Raw genomic sequence first — 20385 nt, 5'->3', positions numbered from 1 at the left:
CTTCCTTTAATTCACTCAGACAGGAATTGTTAAAACCTGACCTTCTGTTACATCTTGTTCATCTTCTAGATTGTTTGCCTGTACAAGCTGATGAACAGGCAGATCATAACGCCCTGCAATTTGCTCAAGTGAATCTCCTTCTTGAACAATACACATTTTAACGCACGTTTTCGTTTCCTGCTCATCTCTATCAAACAGCTCTGTTAAATAAAGTGTATTTTCTTTACGGTGAGCTTTCGGTTCTTTTGTCTCATCTTCTTCCCTTGTAGATGTAACAACCGTTGGTGAACTGCTTTCAACCTCTTCCTTCTCTTCCACTTTCTCAAGGAGGTCAGCCTCTGAAAGTGGTCTTTCCTCATCTAGGTCTGCTAAGTACAACGCATTGTCCTTACGATGAGTTTCCGACTCTTTCGTCTCAACTTCTTCCCTTACAGATGTAACAACCGCTGGTGAACTGCTTTCAACAGTTTCCTTCTTCTCTTCCACATTTTCAGAGGAAACCGGTCTTTCTTGATGGGGTTCTGCAATGTTGTTTTCTTCAGAAGGAGAATCTTCTTTGCTCAACTGCAAAGGCTCAAATACAGGATCTTCTTCTTTTTCCTCTGTTTTTTCTCTCTTTACTTCTACTTCAAATGGTTCCTCAATTTCACTTATATCTTCTTCTTCTTCTTCTTCTCGTTCATCTTCTGGAAATTGATAAGGATTCTGAATAGATCGTGAGCTATTTGTAATTCTTTCTGTCCATTCACCCTCTTCTTTTTCTACTTTCTCTTCGCTTGGAGCAGAACGGTACAATGGCTGATATACAAGCTCATCATCTAATTTGCTTTCTTCCTCCAAACTACCCTCATCTTGCGGAGCTGACTGCTGTGGTTCTGCTGTGGCATCCTCAATGCCTATAATGCAAATATCGGCTGTTAGCTTTAAAGAACGTTGATCAAACAAATCATAATCAAAACTTTCAACATCAACATAAAGCTCTTCTAAGCTCGATATTCTATCTCGTGGAATCGTAATGTCAATTGGAAAACGATGAGCGAATGTTGTAATGCCATCTTCTCTTAACTCAATGGCTTCAATCATTCGCCCTTCTGCTTGGTCACGAATAGAGCTTTCCCCTTCTTTTTGTACATATTCTCCTACAAGCATTAGTGCTCCATAAATGGATACTTGATCTCCAAGTTCATTAGTTGCTACATCAGGAGATAAAGAAATAGATAAAAGCTGATCTACTTCCTGTTCAGAACGAAAATAAATAGATTCCTCTACAGAAAAACGTAGGCAAGACAGATTGTCCTTTGACAATGTCTGTTCCTCCTTTCAATTCCCCATTCAATAAGATAAAAGCCATACGGCTCGTTTCACCATTTGATACTTTCCTTGTTGCTATTTCACGCTTCTTAGCGCATAAGATGAAAATCATTTGTCTTTATAGATGTATGAGTAAAAGGTATATTTATGACTAAAAGATACCCCTAACCCTTCCACTGCTCTTTTTTCGCATAAAAAGAAGCCCTTTTCGTAATGAAAACGGCTCTAGTTAAGTTCATGGAAGGTTTTAAGAAATAGGTTGTGCATCATAACTGTTCCCGCTTGTCCTCTTTCTAAACATCATGAATTGGAATCCCATATATTTTCAAAACTCTCTTTTTCATTTCTTTTTCCGTAATCAATCCTATCATTTTAGCATGAATCAAATCCTTTTCTCTTTCAGTTAGTTCATTGTTTTTTATGTTAAATTCTTTCTTCAATTCAATTATTATATTTTCTAACTTTTGTTTGTCCATTTCAATCACCCTTTATAAAGAATTTACGTATAGACTTGATTTATCCTTTACTTTTGTTTAACATTCTCATGACGTTTTCTTTTAATTACATAATTTAAAATTAAGAAAACGATAATTATCACTGGATGTATCCGTTTAGAATACTCCTTTGATCTTAGTAAATTTACCCTTATCGGGAGAAACTAACCTAAAAAAGAAGGGAGTGTTTTATGATGTGGGCAGAATTTAAAAAGTTCGCTTTAAAAGGAAATGTATTAGACCTAGCTGTTGCTGTTGTAATTGGAGCTGCTTTTGGGAAGATTGTTTCTTCTCTTGTAGATAGCATTATTATGCCACTTGTAGGAATCATCTTGGGCGGATATGACTTTAAAGGGTTAAATGTACAGATTGGTGATGCCACTGTAGCCTATGGGGTATTTATTCAAAATATTGTAGATTTCTTTATTGTTGCGTTTGCTATTTTTCTTTTTGTTAAAGGTATTGAGCGGTTTAAAAAGAAAAAGGAGGAAGAGCCTGCTCCTCCAGAGCCTGACAGAAAAGAAGAACTCTTACAAGAAATTCTTGTTACACTGCAAAAGTCAAAACAAAAGGACAGCCTATAAGGCCGTCCTTTTTTCTTTTATCCACGAATCCGTGAAAATGCTTTTTCTGCTGCTTCGATTGTTTTTTCAATGTCTCCATCGCTATGTGCTGTTGATAAAAACATTCCTTCAAACTGAGAAGGAGGAAGGAAGACACCTTCATTTGCCATTTCTCTATAATATGTTGCAAAATACTCAAGATTAGACGTTTTAGCCGTTTCATAGTTAATAACTTCTTCATTTGTGAAGAAAAAGCCAATCATTGAGCCTGCACGGTTTGCTGTAAAAGGAATGTCATGCTTTTTAGCAGCGCTCACAAGACCTTCTTCAAGACGATCTGCTTTGCGATTAAATTGTTCATATGAAAGAGGAGTAAGTTGTGTTAAAGTTTCATAACCACCTGTCATAGCTAAGGGATTTCCTGAAAGTGTTCCTGCTTGATAGATTGGACCGCTCGGAGCGACTCTTTCCATAATTTCAGCTTTCCCACCATATGCACCAACAGGCAGACCTCCGCCAATTACTTTTCCAAGACAAGTCAAATCAGGTGTCACACCATAATATCCTTGAGCACAATTATAATCAACCCGGAATCCTGTCATAACTTCATCAAAAATTAAAAGGGAGCCATATTCATTTGTAATATTACGAAGCCCTTCTAAAAAGCCTTCAACAGGAGGAACAACGCCCATATTTCCTGCTACAGGTTCAACAATTACCCCTGCAATATCCTCTCCAAACTGTTCAAATGCATAACGAACGCTCTCTATATCATTATATGGAACAGTGATTGTATTTTGGGCAATACCTTCTGGCACACCAGGACTGTCTGGTAAACCTAATGTTGCTACACCTGAGCCTGCTTTAATTAAAAGAGAGTCTCCGTGTCCATGATAACAACCTTCAAACTTTAAAATCTTATTTCGATTTGTGTAACCACGCGCTAGACGAAGTGCACTCATCGTTGCTTCTGTTCCTGAACTCACCATGCGCACAATTTCAATTGATGGCACGCGCTCAATTACAACTTTTGCAAGCTCATTTTCCACAAGCGTTGGTGCACCAAAGCTTGTCCCTGCTTCAGTTACTTTCTTTAAAGCTGCAATAACACGATCGTTTGAATGACCATGAATTAAAGGCCCCCATGATAACACATAATCAATATATTCGTTACCATCAATATCATAAATTTTCGAGCCTTTTCCACGTTCTATAAAAATCGGATCCATGTTTACTGATTTAAACGCACGGACAGGACTGTTCACCCCGCCAGGCATAAGTTGCTGGGCTTCTAAAAATGCAGCTTTTGATTTTTCATAACTTCTCATTTAATGTTCTCTCCCTTCAATTCACTAGTTTTTTTCACGCAACCATCTTGATGCATCTTTTGCATGATACGTAACAATTAAGTCTGCTCCTGCTCGCTTCATACTAATCAACTTTTCAAGCACAATATCGCGTTCATTTACCCAGCCGTTTGCAGCAGCAGCTTTGACCATTGAGTACTCACCGCTTACATTGTATGCTACAACAGGTACGTTAAATCTGTCTCTTACATCACGGACAATATCTAAGTAAGATAACGCTGGCTTAACGATAAGGAAATCTGCATCCTCATCAACATCTGACTGAGCTTCACGAATAGCTTCTGTACGATTTGCTGGATCCATTTGATATGTTTTACGGTCACCAAATTGTGGTGTAGAATGAGCTGCATCACGGAACGGACCGTAAAAAGCAGAAGAGTATTTCACAGCATATGACATGATTGGCACATCTTCGAATCCTTCTTCATCAAGGCCATGGCGGATTGCAGCTACAAATCCGTCCATCATATTTGATGGTGCAATAATATCTGCTCCTGCTTTTGCTTGGCTAACAGCCGTTCTTGCTAAAAGATCAAGCGTTGGATCGTTTAAGATTTTCCCGCCTTCAATAACGCCACAATGTCCGTGATCTGTATATTGACAAAGACAAGTATCTGCAATAACAACCATTTCAGGGAAGTTCTCTTTAATTTGAGAGATAGCTTTTTGAACAATTCCGTGCTCATCATATGCTTGTGAGCCAACTTCATCTTTATGAGCTGGAACTCCAAAAACCATTACAGATAAAACACCAAGTTCAACAAGTTCCTCTATTTCTTTGTTCAAATAATCAAGAGAAACATGATACACGTCAGGCATTGAAGAAACTTCACTTCTAATGTTTTCTCCTTCTACAACAAAAATTGGATAAATAAAATCTTCTGGACGAAGATGATTTTCACGAACTAAAGCTCGCATATTTTCTGAACTACGTAAACGACGATGACGATCAAACATAAGATGTTCCACGTCTAGTCACTCCCTTTTTTTGAAAAATAATGTATTAATACTTTCATCATACCATCTACAGAAGCACTGTGCGCAATATGGCGCTCAGAAAAACCGCATGCTTCTGCTCTTTTTCCTGTTACATCTCCAACACACACAAGCGGCAGGTTCCGTCCGTTTTCCTTTTGTGAGTATGGAACCAATTCACAAAACGCGTTGACGGCTGATGGGCTCATAAAAGTAATAGCATCCATTTGCTCCTCTTTCACAAGAAAATCAAGCTCTTTCTGCTTGTCCTTGTCAGCCACTGTTTCATATACTGTTATGGTCTCTACTTCTAATCCTTGCTCTCTTAGACCTTTAGGGATAGTGTCTTTCGCTAGATTTCCACGAACAAAGAGAATTTTCTCTTCCTTTGGCACAACTTTTAAAAGTTCTCCTAAAAGAGCTTCTCCTGTAAACACAGAAGGTTTTAAAATAGAAGAATATCCATGTTCTTTTAGTACCTTTTCTGTCTTGTCTCCAACTACCGCTATCTTTGCTGTACTCTTTATTTTTTGATTAACAGATGGACCTTTTAACAAATCAAAAAAAATGGAGACTCCATTTTGGCTTGTAAAAACAAGCCATTGATATTCATGTACATGTCTCAGCGTTTCTTTTACTTTTTCTTTATTTTTCACATGGCGAATTTTTAAAAGAGGCACTACAAGCGGCGTTCCTCCATATTGTTCAATTAACCGAACAAATGGAGCACTCTGCTCTTTTGGACGCGTAATCAAAATGCGTTTACCAAAAAGAGGAGCTGAGTCCATCACGACTCACCAAGCTCCTCTTTGACTTTATCAATTAACTTTTTTGCACCTTGACTTGATAAAATGCGAGCAGCTTCATGTCCTACCTCTGTTGGATTATTACCGACAACACGCTCTTTATACATTTGTTTTCCGTCTGGTGAAGCAACAAGAGCTGTTAATACAACTTCTTCGCCTTCAAGTGTAGCGTAACCTGCAATCGGAACTTGACAGCCGCCTTCCATCTTATGAAGAAAAGCACGCTCCGCTGTAACAGTTATACTTGTTTTATAATCATCTAACTTGTGAAGGAGATCCATTAGTTCTTGATCATCTTCACGACATTCAATCGCTAAAGCACCTTGACCAATTGCAGGAACACAAACTTCCTCATTCATATATTCGCTTACAACATCATCAGACCAGCCCATACGCTTTAACCCCGCTGCAGCAAGCACAATTGCATCATAGTCTTCACTTTCTAGCTTTCCTAACCGCGTATCAATATTTCCGCGAATCCATTTAATTTCAAGATCTGGACGATAGGATAAAATTTGGGCTCCGCGTCTTAAGCTACTTGTACCGATAATAGCTTTTTCTTTAATATTTGCTAGTCCTTCGCCAGTTTTTGAAATGAATGCATCACGATGGTCTTCACGAACCGGAATGCAGCCAATTGTAAGTCCATCTGGAAGAACAGCTGGCATGTCTTTCATGCTATGAACAGCAAAATCAATTTCTTTATTTAACATTGATTGCTCAATTTCTTTCACAAAAAGACCTTTTCCTCCTACTTTAGATAATGTTACATCTAAAATTTGGTCGCCTCGTGTTACAATCTCTTTAATTTCAAAGTCATAGTTTCCACCAAGCTTTTTCAGCTGTTCAATCACCCATTTTGTTTGTGTTAATGCTAATTTACTTTTTCTTGAACCAACAACAATTTTCCGCATAAAATCCTCCTACTACGAGTTCCAAAAATGAAAGTTAGATAAACTTCCAAATAAAAAGAAGTTTATTAGTAAAATTAAAAACGAAGCCATATTCCAAAAGGCCATTGATTTTCCTTGCTGTCCCCTACTTATTCTTACATAAAGATAGACACTATAGACAATAAGTACAAGAAAAGAACCAAGTACTTTTACGTCATACCAATGAAAATGATCAAGTTTCATATAAGCCCACATAACGCCTAAAAGAAGAGAGAGGAGCAAGAGCGGAAGAGCAACAACATTTAAAAGATAAGAGAGATAATCAAGTCTTGATAAATCTCCAAGCCTTATCAGCCGTTTCCCCCACTTTTTCTTTTTCAAGAGATGATATTGCAGAACATAAAGTGATGAAAAAACAAAAGAAATCGAGAATGCCCCATACGACAAAATTGCCATTGTAATATGAAAAATTAATAACTCTGAAACTAGGCGTTCTCCTTGAACAGTAGAATAGTCTTGCATAGGTACAAAAGTATGTAACGCCATCACAAAAAAACCAATTACATTTGTGAAGAACACAAGAAAATCCACTCTCAAAAAGCGATTGATAAGAAGAGAGAGTGTAATAAGTACCCATGCATAAAAATAGATCCCTTCAAATATCGTTAAGATGGGAAATCTTCCTGTTTCTATCATTCTGAACAGGAGAAAAAATGTTTGTAATACCCAGACAATAGCAAGCAACCAGAAGGCTGTTCGATTCGCCTTCCGGTTGTTAAGTAAAAAATCGATAAAATATAATAGCACACTTATAGCATAAAGTACGACAACAAGCTCATAAATTCTTGTTAAATTGATTTCTACCATTTAACAATCCTTTCTTATGACGGATGTACAATTTCATGAGCAAGGGGCGCTTTTTCTACCTTCTTTTCAATAGTACGTTCATCTTGTACCATATGTTCGATATCAAAAATCTTCATAAATAACTGAAGTGACTCTTCTGCACCTTTTTGACCAGCAAGCTCTTTCGCACTTAAAATTGGATCTTTCAGTAGCTGATTAATAATGCTTTTTGTATGTTTATTTAATACTTTCCGCTCACGTTCTGTCAAATTTGGAAGCTTTCGCTCAATGCTTTTCATTGTTTCACTTTGGATATTGAGCGCTTTTTGACGAAGTGCTGAAATGACAGGCACAACACCAAGCGTTCCAATCCATGTTTTAAATTCTACAACAGCTGCTTCAATCATAATTTCAATTGTCTCAGCTGCCTTCTGACGTTCTTGCAGGTTTGCTTCCACAATACCCTCTAAATCATCAATATCATATAAGAAAACTGTTTCTAGTTCGCTAAGAGATGGATCTAAATCGCGCGGAACAGCAATATCCACCATAAAAATTGGGCGACCTTTGCGCAACTTTTCTACTTCTTTCATCGTCTCTTTAGTAATAACATATTCTGTTGCTGATGTTGAACTAATGACGATATCCGCTTCAAGCAAGGCACCTGCAAGATCTTCAAAACTTCTTGCATTTCCTTCAAAACGCTGTGCTAAGGCTTCTGCTTTTTCCTTTGTACGATTAATAACCGTCACATTGCCAACTCCACTGCCAGATAAGTTTTTAGCAGCAAGCTCGCCCATTTTACCAGCACCTAAAATAAGGACATGCTTTTGTGACAGATTACCAAATATCTTTTTCCCAAGTTCAACAGCTGCATAGCTAACAGACACAGCATTTGCACCGATATCCGTGTAGTGATGTGCTCGTTTTGCAAGTGTCACAGCTTCTTTAAAAAGCTGATTAAATACCGTTCCTGTTGCTCCTTGGCCTTGCGCTGTTAAAAAGCTTGAACGAACTTGACCAAGAATTTGAGTTTCACCTAATACCATTGAATCTAACCCGCTAACAACACGATATAAATGCTCAATCGCAGCATCATGCTCGTATATTGTTAAATATGGAGAAAGTTCCTCTTTACTTATATTAAACCATTCAGCTAAAAAAGCTTTTACATAATAACGCCCTGTATGCAACTGATCAACAACTGCATAGATTTCTGTCCGATTGCATGTTGACACAATTACGTTTTCTAAAACGCTCTTTTGCTCTTTAAGAACACGCATCGCTTCAGACAGTTCACTATCGTTAAAACTTACCTTTTCGCGAATTTCAACAGGGGCTGTTCGATAATTTAAGCCGATCGCAATAATGTGCATTCTTTTCTGTACCCCCTTAACGTAATGCTCGTATTATCCTTTATTTATTATAACATGTTTCCTTTAGCTCTTTTCATACAAAATGTGAACATTATTTAAAATGATTATAAAGTAATATTTCTTATTATGTAATTAGTTTAGCACACTTTCTTAAATTCTCAACTTTTTTGATTGTTAATAGAAAGCGCTAGCATTTATGAGAAGCTCCGTTACTATCTTCTTCGTATAGCATTATTTTTCCTTTTTCTTTATTGTTTTACAAAAGAAAAAAATTATACAAGAGACCCTTTAATTTTCTAAAGGGTCTCTTGTATAATATAATATTCCATCACATAATATGCTTGTTTCCTCGTAAAAGCAGACGTTTTTATAGAAAGCTTTTAATAGCATTCCACGCCGTGTCTTTTCCTTGAGCCGTTTCCGAAGAGAATAAAATCATTTCATCGCCCTCTTCAAGCTCCAACGTTTCTTTTACGATTTTTAAATGTTTTTGCCACTTTCCTTTTGGTATCTTATCAGCTTTTGTAGCAATGATAATAACGGAAAGTCCGAAATGCTTTAGAAAATCATACATCATAATATCATCTTGAGTTGGCTTATGACGTACATCTACGATAAGTACAACAGCTTTAAGCTGTTCTCGGTTTGTTAGATACGTTTCAATCATTTTGCCCCATGCTGCACGCTCTGTTTTTGAAACACGAGCATATCCATAACCTGGAACATCTACAAAATGTAGAATGTCATCAATATTATAGAAATTTAACGTTTGTGTTTTACCTGGCTTTGAAGATGTACGCGCTAAATTTTTACGATTCAGCATTTTATTGATAAAAGATGATTTCCCCACATTTGAACGCCCTGCAAGTGCAATCTCAGGAAGATGACCAACGGGGTACTGTGCTGGCTTTACAGCACTTATCACAATCTCTGCGTTTTTTACTTTCATAAACTCTCTCCTACTAATGCGTGCTTTAGCACCTCATCCAAATGAGAAACTGGAACAATTTCAAGGTACTCCCGCACGCTTTCTGGAATTTCCTCAATGTCCTTCTCATTATCACGTGGAATCAATACTTTTGTCAAACCGGCTCTATGAGCACTAAGCGTCTTTTCCTTTAACCCTCCGATTGGAAGCACACGTCCTCGAAGTGTAATTTCACCTGTCATTCCTACTTCTTTTCTAACAGGATTGTCTGTTAAAGCTGAAACAAGAGCAGTAGCCATCGTAATACCTGCTGAAGGGCCATCCTTTGGCACAGCTCCTTCTGGAACGTGAACATGAATATCTAACTTTTCATGAAATGAAGGGTCAACCCCTAGCTCGTCTGCTCGTGAGCGAATGTAGCTAAAAGCAGCTTGTGCCGATTCTTTCATTACATCGCCAAGTTTCCCTGTTAAAATTAGTTTTCCTTTACCAGGAGCAACACTTACTTCAATAGAAAGTGTATCTCCGCCAACCGTTGTATAAGCAAGACCTGTTGCAACACCAACTTGGTCTTCTTCTTCAATTTGTCCATAGCGGAAACGTGGTTTTCCTAAGAAATCCTCAAGCGTTTTTGGTGTAACCGTAATTCTTTTTCTCTCTTCTCCAACAATTTGTTTTGCTGCTTTTCGGCAAATAGAAGCTAATGTTCGCTCAAGGCTACGAACTCCCGCTTCTCTCGTATACATGCGAATAATTTTTAGAAAAGCTTCGTCTTTTATATTAAGCTGGGTTTTTCCTAATCCGTGCTCTTTTAGTTGTTTTGGGAAAAGATGACGCTTCGCAATTTCTAACTTTTCTAGCTCTGTATAACCAGCAATATCAATAATTTCCATCCGGTCACGAAGCGGACCTGGAATTGTTGCTAAATTATTTGCTGTAGCAATAAAAAGGACATTAGACAAATCATAAGTTTCCTCAATATAGTGGTCACTGAACGTATTATTTTGCTCTGGATCCAATACTTCTAAAAGAGCTGATGAAGGGTCACCACGGAAGTCATTCGACATTTTGTCAATTTCATCGAGCAAGAAAACCGGGTTAATTGTTCCTGCTTTCTTCATCCCTTGAATAATACGACCAGGCATTGCTCCAACATATGTGCGTCGATGCCCCCTAATTTCTGACTCATCGCGTACACCGCCAAGAGAGGCTCTAACAAACTGACGGTTAAGAGAAGTAGCGATTGATCTAGCAAGCGATGTTTTCCCAACTCCAGGCGGTCCTGATAAGCAGAGAATTGGACCTCTTAATGATTTTGTCAACTGCTGAACAGCCAAGTACTCCAGCACGCGTTCTTTCACTTTTTCAAGTCCATAATGCTCGTCATCTAATATTTTTTCTGCTCGTTTAATATTTAAAATATCTTCTGTTTCTTTTGTCCAAGGTAGCGAAATGAGCCATTCAATATAGTTTCTAATCACAGAGCTTTCAGCAGAACTTGCAGGTACTTTTTCATATCGATCAAGCTCTTTTAAAGCAACCTCTTTGATATGGTCTGTCATACCGGCTTTTTCAATTTTCTCAAGCAGTGAAGACACTTCAGCCGTCTTGCCGTCCTTATCTCCAAGTTCCTTTTGAATTGCCTTCATTTGTTCCCGAAGATAATATTCCTTTTGAGTACGCTCCATTGATTTTTTAACACGCTGACTAATTTTCTTCTCAAGCTGTAAAACTTCTTGTTCATTATTAATATATTCAATAACTTTTTCTAACCGTTCTTTAACGTCAAGCATTTCTAGAATTTCCTGTTTTTGATCAACTTTAACAGGAAGATGTGATGTGATAATATCAGCAAGACGTCCAGGCTCATCAATATCTGTTACTGTTGCAAGTGTTTCCTGAGATACTTTTTTAGACAATTTTATGTATTGCTCAAAATACTGTAGCAACGTTCTCATTAAAGCTTCATCTTCTGAAGTTTTTTCATGATCCTCGGTGTGCTGCTCAATATCTACAGAAAACATCTTTTCTTCTTGCTTAAAAGATACAATTTTCGCTCTGTTTAATCCTTCTACGAGAACGCGCATCGTTCCATTTGGGAGTTTTAACATTTGCTTAATTTTCGCTAGTGTTCCTGTATGATAAAAATCTTCTTCTGTTGGTTCATCAATCCCCATTTCCTTTTGTGAAACAAGAAAAATGAGGTGATCTTCTATCATTGCTGTTTCTAAAGCTTGCACAGATTTATCTCGACCAACATCTAAATGCAAAACCATTGTTGGATATACAAGCAAGCCTCTTAGTGGCAGAAGCGGAACTGTTGTTGTTTGTTTGGTTGCCACTTTTCTACACCTCCATCTAAGCTATTCGGTTAAAGGGGAGTCTTGTATTATAGGAAGAAAGCCTTCACTTTATTCCACTATTTACTACATTATTGTAATAAAAAATATTTTCTCTCCATAAAATTAACCGAAAATTCAATACGTATAGTCTTTCAACAATTCTATCTTATTTAAAAAACATTGTCTAATCTAAAACATTGTCTCTTCCTTATTGTGAGCCTTTCCTATGGAGAACATGTAAAAACATCTCCTCTTATTTTCAGAAAAACAGGCTTTATCCTTTTAAGGACAAAGCCTGTTTTTTATATTGATTCACGTTTTGGAAGGGACACATCTTCTTCACGATTCAAAAGAGGATGAGCCGTTTTAACTAATGTTAGAGCTAGAACTTCTTTAATGTGTGTAACTGGGATAATTTCAATCCCCTTTATTTCTTCTAAAAGTGAGTTCATATTTTCCTTTGGAATAATGACTGTTTCGACTCCTGCCTGCTTTGCAGCTTTCACTTTTGCTACAACTCCACCAATTGGCTTTACTTTCCCATGAAGACCAATTTCTCCTGTCATTGCTATCGTATGCTTAACAGGAACATTGTAAATGGCCGAATAGATTCCCGTAGCCATCGCAATACCTGCTGAAGGCCCATCAATAGGAATTCCTCCTGGAAAATTCACGTGAATATCGTATTCACTTTCTTCCATACCCATTGTACGGAGAACAGTAATAACATTTTCAATGGAACTTCTCGCCATACTTTTGCGACGAATCGATTTTCCGCTTCCACCAATGCTTTCTTCCTCAACAATTCCTGTAATATTGATTTTTCCTTTATCTTTACTTTTTAGAGCTGTCACTTCAATGTCTAACAAAGCACCAGAATTTGGACCGTAAACTGCAAGTCCATTCACAATTCCAACTTGCTCTTTTTGCCCTATCTTTGGATCAAGGCGTGGAGACATTTGACTTGAATGAATAACCCATTCCATATCGCTATCTTCAATTTCTTTCTTATCAGCAGAAATAGCCACTCCTGCTGCAATTTGAATCATATTAACAGCTTCCCGCCCGTTTCTTGCATATGTAGCTAACAACGATAATGAATATTCACTAATTGGCATCCCAACTTTATCTGCAGCCTTTTTGGCTACCGTTTCAACTTCACCTTTTTCAAGCTCTCTAAAGAAAATCTCTAAACAGCGAGAACGTATTGCCGGAGGAATTTCATCAGGTGTTCTAGTTGTGGCTCCAACTAGACGAAAGTCAGCCGGTAATCCATTTTGAAAGATATCATGAATATGTGTTGGAATTTGATTATTTTCTTCACTATAATACGCACTTTCCAAAAATACTTTTCGATCTTCTAGCACTTTTAGCATTTTATTCATTTGAATTGAATGAAGTTCCCCAATCTCATCAATAAACAACATGCCTCCGTGAGCGTGAGTAACAGCTCCTTGTTTTGGTTGAGGAATCCCCGCTTGTCCCATCGCCCCTGCTCCTTGATAAATGGGATCATGAACAGAACCAATAAGAGGATCTGCAATTCCCCGCTCGTCAAAGCGTGCTGTTGTAGCATCAAGTTCAACGAAAACAGCATCTTGCTTAAACGGTGACTTTGTATTCTTTTTTGCTTCCTCTAATACGAGGCGAGCCGCAGCCGTTTTCCCCACTCCAGGAGGGCCATATATAATAACATGCTGTGGATTTGGACCGCATAGAGCAGCTTTTAGTGAACGAATGCCGTCTTCTTGACCAACAATGTCTTTAAAAGTAGCAGGTCTTACTCGTTCTGCTAGCGGTTCTGTTAAAGAAATAGAGCGAAGTCTCCTTAACTGTTCCATTTCTTTTTTGGATTCCCGATCAATGGACACTTTTTGTGTACGTTGATTGCGCAATAAGCTCCAAAAGTACAGCCCAATAATAATGCCAAAAAACAGCTGTACAAGGATAATGATATTTGTCCAACTCATAAAGTGACCTCCTGCATGTTTTGTAAGTTTACATGCTAGTATCTCCTTGTCAAAGTTGGAATAAACCGTTTAAATTGAAAAAAAGAAGAGGAATTCCAAATGAGTTGGAATTCCTCTTCTTCGTTTTATAACAAAAAAGTAAGCTAAAAAGCTTTCTTCTCTTTATTAAGCTGATGTTTTGCTACCTTTTTGAACTGTTGAACCATCCTTTAAAACAAGTTTTGGTTCACCTTCTTCACGAACAGCTTCACCTGTAATGACACATTTATCAATGTCTTCACGTGAAGGAAGGTCAAACATCACATCAAGCATTAAGCCTTCAATAATCGAACGAAGTCCACGAGCACCTGTTTTACGTTCAATTGCTTTACGAGCAATTTCTTTCAATGCTTCATCTTCGAACTCAAGGTTAACATGATCAAGTTCAAGCATTTTTTGATACTGCTTCACAAGAGCATTTTTTGGCTTTGTTAAAATTTCAACGAGTGCGCCTTCATCAAGTTGTTCAAGACTTGCAATAACCGGAAGACGACCGATGAATTCTGGAATTAATCCAAATTTCAGTAAATCTTCTGGCAACACGCTTGTTAGAAGATCTTTTTGTTCTGCTTCAGGTTTTTTCGCTTCAGAACCGAATCCAATAACTTTCTTGCCTAAACGGCGTTTAATAATTGGTTCAATTCCGTCAAATGCACCACCACAGATGAAAAGAATATTTGTTGTATCAATTTGAATGAACTCTTGATGCGGATGCTTACGGCCACCTTGTGGTGGAACGCTCGCAACTGTGCCTTCTAAGATTTTAAGAAGGGCTTGTTGTACACCTTCACCAGATACGTCACGTGTAATTGACGGATTTTCTGATTTACGAGCTACTTTATCAATCTCATCAATATAGATGATTCCTTTTTCAGCACGCTCAACGTCATAGTCAGCTGCTTGGATAAGTTTTAGTAAGATATTTTCTACATCTTCCCCTACATATCCAGCTTCTGTTAATGATGTTGCGTCAGCAATTGCAAATGGAACATTTAAAATACGAGCAAGCGTTTGTGCTAGAAGTGTTTTACCACTTCCTGTTGGTCCAATCATTGCAATATTACTTTTAGCAAGTTCAATGTCATCAATCTTGCTATTTGAATTTACTCGTTTATAGTGATTGTAAACGGCTACAGATAAAGAGCGTTTCGCAGCATCTTGGCCGATTACATATTCGTCTAAAATATCGCAAATCTCTTTCGGTTTTGGAACATCTTTGAACTCTACTTCTTCTTCCGTGCCTAGCTCTTCTTCCACGATTTCAGTACAAAGTTCAATACATTCGTCACAAATGTAAACTCCAGGACCTGCAACAAGCTTACGAACTTGGTCTTGTGTTTTACCACAGAAAGAGCATTTTAGTTGTCCCTTTTCTTCGTTAAACTTAAACATCGTGTCACCCCTTATATTGTTTAATAAACACACCTTCCAGCTTCCGAGCCTTCTGCGCTATGTACGCACTGTAACACACGTGTGAGTAAAATGCGAGAAATAAGTTTTAAGAAGCCTAAAAGAACAAAACAGAAGGATAAACCCATTTCTTAGCTGACTAAAAGACAACTTTTGCTGCTAGTGAGAGTTTTTACTGCATTTTACCACAAAACTCTGCAGTTTGAATACAAAAACACTCGTTATGTAAGTAATTATTAGACTTTCCTAATCAGACCTCTGATATGTAGCATGTTGATAATTTTGTTAACGTTATGATATGCGTATGGATTCCTTCTTATTGCTAAAAGTTCTTTAAAAGGGTCTTTATTTTTATAAAGCAAGGCACGAGAAAATCGTGCCTTGCTTTTACTTACTTTTTATTATGCAACAGTTTTGCTGTTTTCTACAAGGAAATCGATCGCTTTGCGGATTTGAAGATCTTGTTTTAAACCTTCAGTTGATCCACCAAGCATGTTTTTGATGTTTTCAGCAGGCATGTTGTAGCTTTCAGCCATTGTGTTGATTTCTTTTTCTACTTCTTCGTCTGATACTTCAAGGTTTTCAGCTTTTGCGATTGCTTCTAATGTTAAGTTCATTTTTACGCGTTTTTCAGCATCAGCTTTCATTTGCTCACGAAGAGCTTGTTCATCTTGACCAGAGAATTGGTAGTAAAGGTCAAGGTTTAAACCTTGCATTTGAAGACGTTGTTCGAATTCTTGCATCATGCGACCAAGTTCTGTTTCGAACATTGCTTCTGGAATGTCAACTTCTGCATTGTCTGCAGCTTTTTCTACTAATGTATCACGAACAGTTGCTTCTGCTTCGTTTTTCTTTTGCTCAGCAAGATTTTCTTTTGTTTTGTCTTTAAGTTGTTGAAGTGATTCAACTTCTTCATCAACATCTTTAGCGAACTCATCATCAAGCTCTGGAAGTTCTTTTGCTTTGATTTCGTGAACTTTCACTTTGAAAGTTGCTTCTTTACCAGCTAAATCTTCAGCATGGTACTCTTCTGGGAACGTTACTTTAACGTCTTTTTCTGCTCCAGCTTCAAGACCAACTAATTGCTCTTCAAAGCCAGGGATGAATGAACCAGAACCGATTTCAAGTGAATAGTTTTCACCTTTTCCACCTTCAAATGCTTCGTCATTAACGAAACCTTCGAAATCGATAACAGCTGTATCGCCTTCTTCAACTTTTCCTTCTTCTTTCACTACAAGCTCAGCTTGACGTTCTTGAAGAGTTTTGATTTCAGCGTCTACATCTTCATCAGTAACTTCTGTATCTACTTTTTCTACTTCAAGACCTTTGTAGTCTCCAAGTTTCACTTCTGGTTTTACAGTTACGTTCGCTTTAAAGACTAGTGCTTGACCTTTACCAATTTGGTCAACATCGATTTCTGGACGGTCTACAGGCTCAATTCCTGCTTCTTCGATCGCGCTTCCGTATGCTTCTGGTAAAATAATATCTAAAGCATCTTGATAAAGAGATTCAACACCAAAGCGTTGTTCGAAAAGACTACGAGGTACTTTTCCTTTACGGAATCCAGGAATGTTTACCTGTTTCACAACTTTTTGGAATGCTTTATCAAGTGCAGCATTGAATTGGTCAGCTTCAACTTCAACAGTTAAAACTCCTTGATTTCCTTCTTGTTTTTCCCATTTTGCAGACATGTATGTTTCCCTCCAAAGCTTATTTTCATTTCATTAAAGTAGACAGTAGGCTGTCTATTCCTCACTGTCTAGCGAATATCCTACAGAGTGTATGGTAGGAACTTTCAAAAGTTTAAATCTATACGTTAAATAGATGTACACTTTACGACCACTATATTATACCATAGGATATTATGGTTTCAACATTATTCTATCGTTGTGTAGGTTTCCACTTCTTTCAAATGATTCATAATCTTTTTTAAGTCTAGTTCATTTACATTATAAAGCTCCATTACTTCTTCTTTTGCGGTTTCAACGTTTCCAATCTCTAGAAGCAGCAAATGAAGGCCACATGCCCAGAGATCTTCTTTTTCTGTCGGAATAAACGGAAAAACCACAAAAAGATATCGTTTCCAGACATCTGTAACCATTTGATACAATGTCGGATTATGGTGAAAAAGTTCGTCTTCCAGTCTTTTTTCTACTTCCCCAATAAAAGGGTGACAGAGCAAGTTTTCTAAATCTTGTGTAACATATGTATTTTGATGTGAAAACTTTTGTACCTTCCACTTTCCTTGAACCTTTTGATTCACAATTTCATTTAACAAAGCACTTTTCACATATGGATGAACGCTGCTGTGTATTAAAGCTTCATTAAGCTCTTTTTCAAAGTAGGCAAGATTCATTCCCTTGATCTCTTGAAGAAGCAAAAGTTGTTTTTCTTCCTTATATAATGAAAGGTTTGGGAAAACTTCAGATTGTGCAGTATTTGTCGTTGTCTCTGCGCCGTTCATTTGAGCCTCACAAAACGACATTAAATGTTTGAAGTGTTGGGCATATGGGGTAGGAACATCCTGTTCTTGTAAAAGAGCTTCAACAAAAGAAAAAGCTTCTGCATAATCACTTTGTTGAACAAGGATTGTTAAATAAATCTGTAAAACTTCATAATAATTGTCCGTAGCTCCATGAAGAAGCTTCTTACAATATGACTTAGCTTCCGTTAAGTTCCCCATTTCAAAAAAGCATACGACTGCACCATATTGCATTTGCTCATTCTCTTCTTCAAGTTCTAATCCTTGCAAGAAAAGCGATAGCGCAGCTTGAAAATCTTCTTCCTTCATTAAAGAAGTAGCTTTTTCAATTAATCGCTCTGTTAAATTAGGAAACAAAATCATTTTGTCTTCATCAGGTGATTTCATGGATATATCCATTCCTCGCTTTATAAAATTTATTCCGTTACATAGAAGTGATAAGCAGTTGCTTATCACTTCATTTAAGCTAGTTCTACTTTTTATTTTACAGTAGAAAGCGTTACTTTATGTAACAGTGTAGCAAGGAACAATAAAAAGAACAAATGAAAGCTGTTTAACGGCGTTCTTCAAAAGCTAAAATTTTCTCTTCAAGTAAAAGCGTATGGTCAATCTCATCCCAACCGTTAATCAACATCTTCTTCCAATGAGAGTCAATGTCAAACGCTGCTTTAAACCCTTTATTATCGTAGATTGTTTGCTGTTCTAAATCAACTGTGCATGTATAGTCCGCATTTTTAGATTCCTCGAGTAAATACTCTGTTTCTTCTACTGTAAGTGGAATTGGTACAATACCGTTTTTCAAACAGTTTTGATAGAAGATATCAGCAAAAGACGGGGCTACGACTACTTTGTATCCATAATCAAGAAGGGCCCATGGTGCGTGCTCACGGGAAGATCCGCAGCCAAAATTTTCATGAGAAACTAAAATGCTTGTTCCTTCATTTTGCGGCTGGTTAAGCTCAAAGTCTGGATTTAAAGAACCATCTCGGTTGTAACGCCAGTCAAAGAAAGCAAATTGTCCAAAACCACTGCGTTCAATACGTTTTAAAAATTGTTTAGGAATAATTTGATCTGTATCAACGTTTGCTCGATTAAGACCAGCTACTTTTCCTTCATGTGTTGTAAATGGGTTCATCGTTTTCTCCTCCTTATACTAATGCTTCTTCTCTTAGATTTCTCACGTCAACAAAACGACCATGAAGAGCTGCGGCAGCTGCCATTTCAGGGCTGACTAAGTGTGTTCTTGCGTTCTTACCTTGACGACCTTCAAAGTTACGATTTGATGTTGAAGCACAGTGCTCTCCTTCTGGAACAAGGTCTGGATTCATGCCTAAGCACATGCTGCAGCCTGACTCTCTCCATTCAAAACCTGCCTCTTTAAAAACCTGGTCTAATCCTTCTTGTTCTGCTGCTTCCTTTACTTTTTGCGAACCAGGAACAACGATTGCCGTAACCTGATCAGATACTTTCTTTCCTTTAATAAGGTTTGCAGCCTGTCTTAGATCTGACAAGCGAGAGTTCGTACAGGAGCCGATGAAAACGTGCTGAACTGGAATATCTGTAATTGGCATACCTGGTGTTAACCCCATATATTCAAGAGCTCTTCTTAAATTTTCACGTTCATTTTCATTTGCAACCTCTTCAAGCTTCGGTACTTTGCCTGTTACAAACGAGCTCATTGCTGGGTTTGTGCCCCATGTTACAACAGGTTCAAGGCTTGGTGCATCAAGCTCAATTGTGTCATCATAGACTGCTCCTTCATCAGAAGCTAATGAAAGCCACTCTTTGGCTACCTTTTCAAATTCTTCGCCTTCTGGACAATATGGGCGCCCACGAAGATATTCAACTGTTGTTTCATCAGGACTAATTAAACCTGCTTTTGCTCCAGCTTCAATGGACATATTGCAGATTGTCATACGCTCTTCCATTGAAAGCTCCTTAATTGCTTCACCAGTGAATTCAATGATGTAACCTGTCCCAAAACGAACGCCGTATTTTTGAATAATAGCTAAAATAATATCTTTTGCAGATACAGCTGCTGGTTTTGGTCCTTTTACATGGACATTAAGTGTTTTAGGTTTCTTTTGCCATAAAGATTGGGTTGCTAAAACGTGCTCAACTTCACTAGTTCCAATACCAAAGGCAAGAGCTCCAAATGCTCCATGTGTTGATGTATGACTATCTCCACATACAATCGTTTTACCTGGCTGTGTTAAGCCAAGCTCTGGACCAATGACATGGACAATCCCTTGATCTTTACTTTTCAAATCTGCAAGACGAATACCGAACTCTTTACAGTTAGAAGCTAGCGTATCAATTTGCTTTTTCGCAATTTCATCTGTAATGTTGAAACGATTGACAGTTGGGACATTATGATCCATTGTGGCAAATGTTCGCTCAGGGCGACGCACCTTGCGTCCTGTTAATCTTAATCCTTCAAAAGCTTGCGGGGAAGTAACTTCGTGGATTAAATGTAGATCGATATAAAGAAGAGCTGGATTGTTTCCCTCTTGATGTACAACATGGTTATTCCAAACTTTATCAATAATCGTTTGTGGTGTCATAATTTTCATCTCCTTAACA

Annotated in this window: 17 protein-coding genes; 1 reads left to right on the top strand and 16 read right to left on the bottom strand. The window is 37.7% G+C overall.

Annotated elements, in window-relative coordinates:
- Positions 1-15: 15 nt before the first annotated feature.
- The gene (locus B9N79_RS01280; RefSeq protein WP_046217887.1) at positions 16-1305 is read right to left on the bottom strand and encodes a LysM peptidoglycan-binding domain-containing protein; all 1290 of its coding nucleotides are present in this window, start codon (positions 1303-1305) and stop codon (positions 16-18) included.
- A gap of 299 nt (positions 1306-1604) precedes the next feature.
- Complete coding sequence (locus tag B9N79_RS01275; RefSeq protein WP_040056866.1) at positions 1605-1787, bottom strand: hypothetical protein; 183 nt, start codon at positions 1785-1787, stop codon at positions 1605-1607.
- 212 nt (positions 1788-1999) lie between these two features.
- On the opposite strand from B9N79_RS01275, the gene mscL reads away from it, so the two are divergent.
- A complete protein-coding gene (gene mscL, locus B9N79_RS01270) occupies positions 2000-2389 on the top strand; it encodes a large conductance mechanosensitive channel protein MscL (protein ID WP_046217992.1) in 390 nt (129 codons plus the stop codon).
- A gap of 17 nt (positions 2390-2406) precedes the next feature.
- On the opposite strand, the gene hemL is transcribed toward mscL, so the two are convergent.
- The 14 genes from hemL to leuC all read right to left on the bottom strand — a co-directional run bounded on the left by hemL (position 2407) and on the right by leuC (position 20366).
- Positions 2407-3696: a glutamate-1-semialdehyde 2,1-aminomutase gene (gene hemL / locus B9N79_RS01265; RefSeq protein ID WP_046217888.1), complete on the bottom strand. Its 1290-nt coding sequence runs from the start codon at positions 3694-3696 to the stop codon at positions 2407-2409.
- A gap of 24 nt (positions 3697-3720) precedes the next feature.
- Positions 3721-4692, bottom strand: coding sequence for a porphobilinogen synthase (gene hemB, locus B9N79_RS01260; protein WP_040057067.1), 972 nt, complete (start codon positions 4690-4692; stop codon positions 3721-3723).
- Positions 4693-4706: 14 nt separating this feature from the next.
- Entirely contained in the window at positions 4707-5498 is a 792-nt protein-coding gene (locus B9N79_RS01255; RefSeq protein ID WP_040056867.1) for a uroporphyrinogen-III synthase, read from the bottom strand.
- Positions 5498-6430 (bottom strand): hydroxymethylbilane synthase, encoded by a 933-nt coding sequence (gene hemC, locus B9N79_RS01250; protein WP_019391307.1) that lies wholly within the window; start codon positions 6428-6430, stop codon positions 5498-5500. The genes B9N79_RS01255 and hemC overlap by 1 nt, the downstream gene beginning before the upstream one ends.
- A gap of 12 nt (positions 6431-6442) precedes the next feature.
- Positions 6443-7276, bottom strand: a complete 834-nt coding sequence (locus tag B9N79_RS01245) for a cytochrome C assembly family protein (RefSeq protein ID WP_040056868.1) — start codon at positions 7274-7276, stop codon at positions 6443-6445.
- Between the two features lie 14 nt (positions 7277-7290).
- A complete protein-coding gene (gene hemA, locus B9N79_RS01240) occupies positions 7291-8631 on the bottom strand; it encodes a glutamyl-tRNA reductase (RefSeq protein ID WP_040056869.1) in 1341 nt (446 codons plus the stop codon).
- Positions 8632-8998: 367 nt separating this feature from the next.
- Complete coding sequence (yihA, locus tag B9N79_RS01235; RefSeq protein ID WP_019391304.1) at positions 8999-9580, bottom strand: ribosome biogenesis GTP-binding protein YihA/YsxC; 582 nt, start codon at positions 9578-9580, stop codon at positions 8999-9001.
- Positions 9577-11835 (bottom strand): endopeptidase La, encoded by a 2259-nt coding sequence (gene lon, locus B9N79_RS01230; protein ID WP_239695522.1) that lies wholly within the window; start codon positions 11833-11835, stop codon positions 9577-9579. The genes yihA and lon overlap by 4 nt, the downstream gene beginning before the upstream one ends.
- A gap of 368 nt (positions 11836-12203) precedes the next feature.
- Complete coding sequence (lonB, locus tag B9N79_RS01225) at positions 12204-13871, bottom strand: ATP-dependent protease LonB (RefSeq protein ID WP_019391302.1); 1668 nt, start codon at positions 13869-13871, stop codon at positions 12204-12206.
- A gap of 165 nt (positions 13872-14036) precedes the next feature.
- A complete protein-coding gene (clpX, locus tag B9N79_RS01220) occupies positions 14037-15302 on the bottom strand; it encodes an ATP-dependent protease ATP-binding subunit ClpX (RefSeq protein ID WP_019391301.1) in 1266 nt (421 codons plus the stop codon).
- A 419-nt stretch (positions 15303-15721) separates the two neighbouring features.
- Positions 15722-17011 carry a trigger factor gene (gene tig, locus B9N79_RS01215; RefSeq protein WP_019391300.1) on the bottom strand — a complete coding sequence of 430 codons (1290 nt, stop codon included), beginning with the start codon at positions 17009-17011 and terminating at the stop codon, positions 15722-15724.
- 185 nt (positions 17012-17196) lie between these two features.
- Positions 17197-18189 carry a tetratricopeptide repeat protein gene (locus B9N79_RS01210; protein ID WP_019391299.1) on the bottom strand — a complete coding sequence of 331 codons (993 nt, stop codon included), beginning with the start codon at positions 18187-18189 and terminating at the stop codon, positions 17197-17199.
- A gap of 166 nt (positions 18190-18355) precedes the next feature.
- Positions 18356-18937 (bottom strand): 3-isopropylmalate dehydratase small subunit, encoded by a 582-nt coding sequence (leuD, locus tag B9N79_RS01205; protein ID WP_019391298.1) that lies wholly within the window; start codon positions 18935-18937, stop codon positions 18356-18358.
- 13 nt (positions 18938-18950) lie between these two features.
- Entirely contained in the window at positions 18951-20366 is a 1416-nt protein-coding gene (leuC, locus tag B9N79_RS01200) for a 3-isopropylmalate dehydratase large subunit (protein ID WP_040056872.1), read from the bottom strand.
- Positions 20367-20385 lie beyond the last annotated feature (19 nt).

Source organism: Priestia filamentosa (assembly GCF_900177535.1).
GTDB classification, from domain to species: domain Bacteria; phylum Bacillota; class Bacilli; order Bacillales; family Bacillaceae_H; genus Bacillus_I; species Bacillus_I filamentosa.
This window is presented reverse-complemented; position numbering and strand designations above follow the sequence as displayed.

What these genes read in the sequence shown, in the direction of transcription:
- B9N79_RS01275 (WP_040056866.1), bottom strand. Translation starts at nt 1,787, where the DNA reads ATGGACAAACAAAAGTTAGAAAATATAATAATTGAATTGAAGAAAGAA.
- mscL (WP_046217992.1), top strand. Translation starts at nt 2,000, where the DNA reads ATGTGGGCAGAATTTAAAAAGTTCGCTTTAAAAGGAAATGTATTAGAC.
- hemL (WP_046217888.1), bottom strand. Translation starts at nt 3,696, where the DNA reads ATGAGAAGTTATGAAAAATCAAAAGCTGCATTTTTAGAAGCCCAGCAA.
- hemB (WP_040057067.1), bottom strand. Translation starts at nt 4,692, where the DNA reads ATGTTTGATCGTCATCGTCGTTTACGTAGTTCAGAAAATATGCGAGCT.
- B9N79_RS01255 (WP_040056867.1), bottom strand. Translation starts at nt 5,498, where the DNA reads ATGGACTCAGCTCCTCTTTTTGGTAAACGCATTTTGATTACGCGTCCA.
- hemC (WP_019391307.1), bottom strand. Translation starts at nt 6,430, where the DNA reads ATGCGGAAAATTGTTGTTGGTTCAAGAAAAAGTAAATTAGCATTAACA.
- B9N79_RS01245 (WP_040056868.1), bottom strand. Translation starts at nt 7,276, where the DNA reads ATGGTAGAAATCAATTTAACAAGAATTTATGAGCTTGTTGTCGTACTT.
- hemA (WP_040056869.1), bottom strand. Translation starts at nt 8,631, where the DNA reads ATGCACATTATTGCGATCGGCTTAAATTATCGAACAGCCCCTGTTGAA.
- yihA (WP_019391304.1), bottom strand. Translation starts at nt 9,580, where the DNA reads ATGAAAGTAAAAAACGCAGAGATTGTGATAAGTGCTGTAAAGCCAGCA.
- lon (WP_239695522.1), bottom strand. Translation starts at nt 11,835, where the DNA reads ATGGTTTTGCATTTAGATGTTGGTCGAGATAAATCTGTGCAAGCTTTA.
- lonB (WP_019391302.1), bottom strand. Translation starts at nt 13,871, where the DNA reads ATGAGTTGGACAAATATCATTATCCTTGTACAGCTGTTTTTTGGCATT.
- clpX (WP_019391301.1), bottom strand. Translation starts at nt 15,302, where the DNA reads ATGTTTAAGTTTAACGAAGAAAAGGGACAACTAAAATGCTCTTTCTGT.
- tig (WP_019391300.1), bottom strand. Translation starts at nt 17,011, where the DNA reads ATGTCTGCAAAATGGGAAAAACAAGAAGGAAATCAAGGAGTTTTAACT.
- B9N79_RS01210 (WP_019391299.1), bottom strand. Translation starts at nt 18,189, where the DNA reads ATGAAATCACCTGATGAAGACAAAATGATTTTGTTTCCTAATTTAACA.
- leuD (WP_019391298.1), bottom strand. Translation starts at nt 18,937, where the DNA reads ATGAACCCATTTACAACACATGAAGGAAAAGTAGCTGGTCTTAATCGA.
- leuC (WP_040056872.1), bottom strand. Translation starts at nt 20,366, where the DNA reads ATGACACCACAAACGATTATTGATAAAGTTTGGAATAACCATGTTGTA.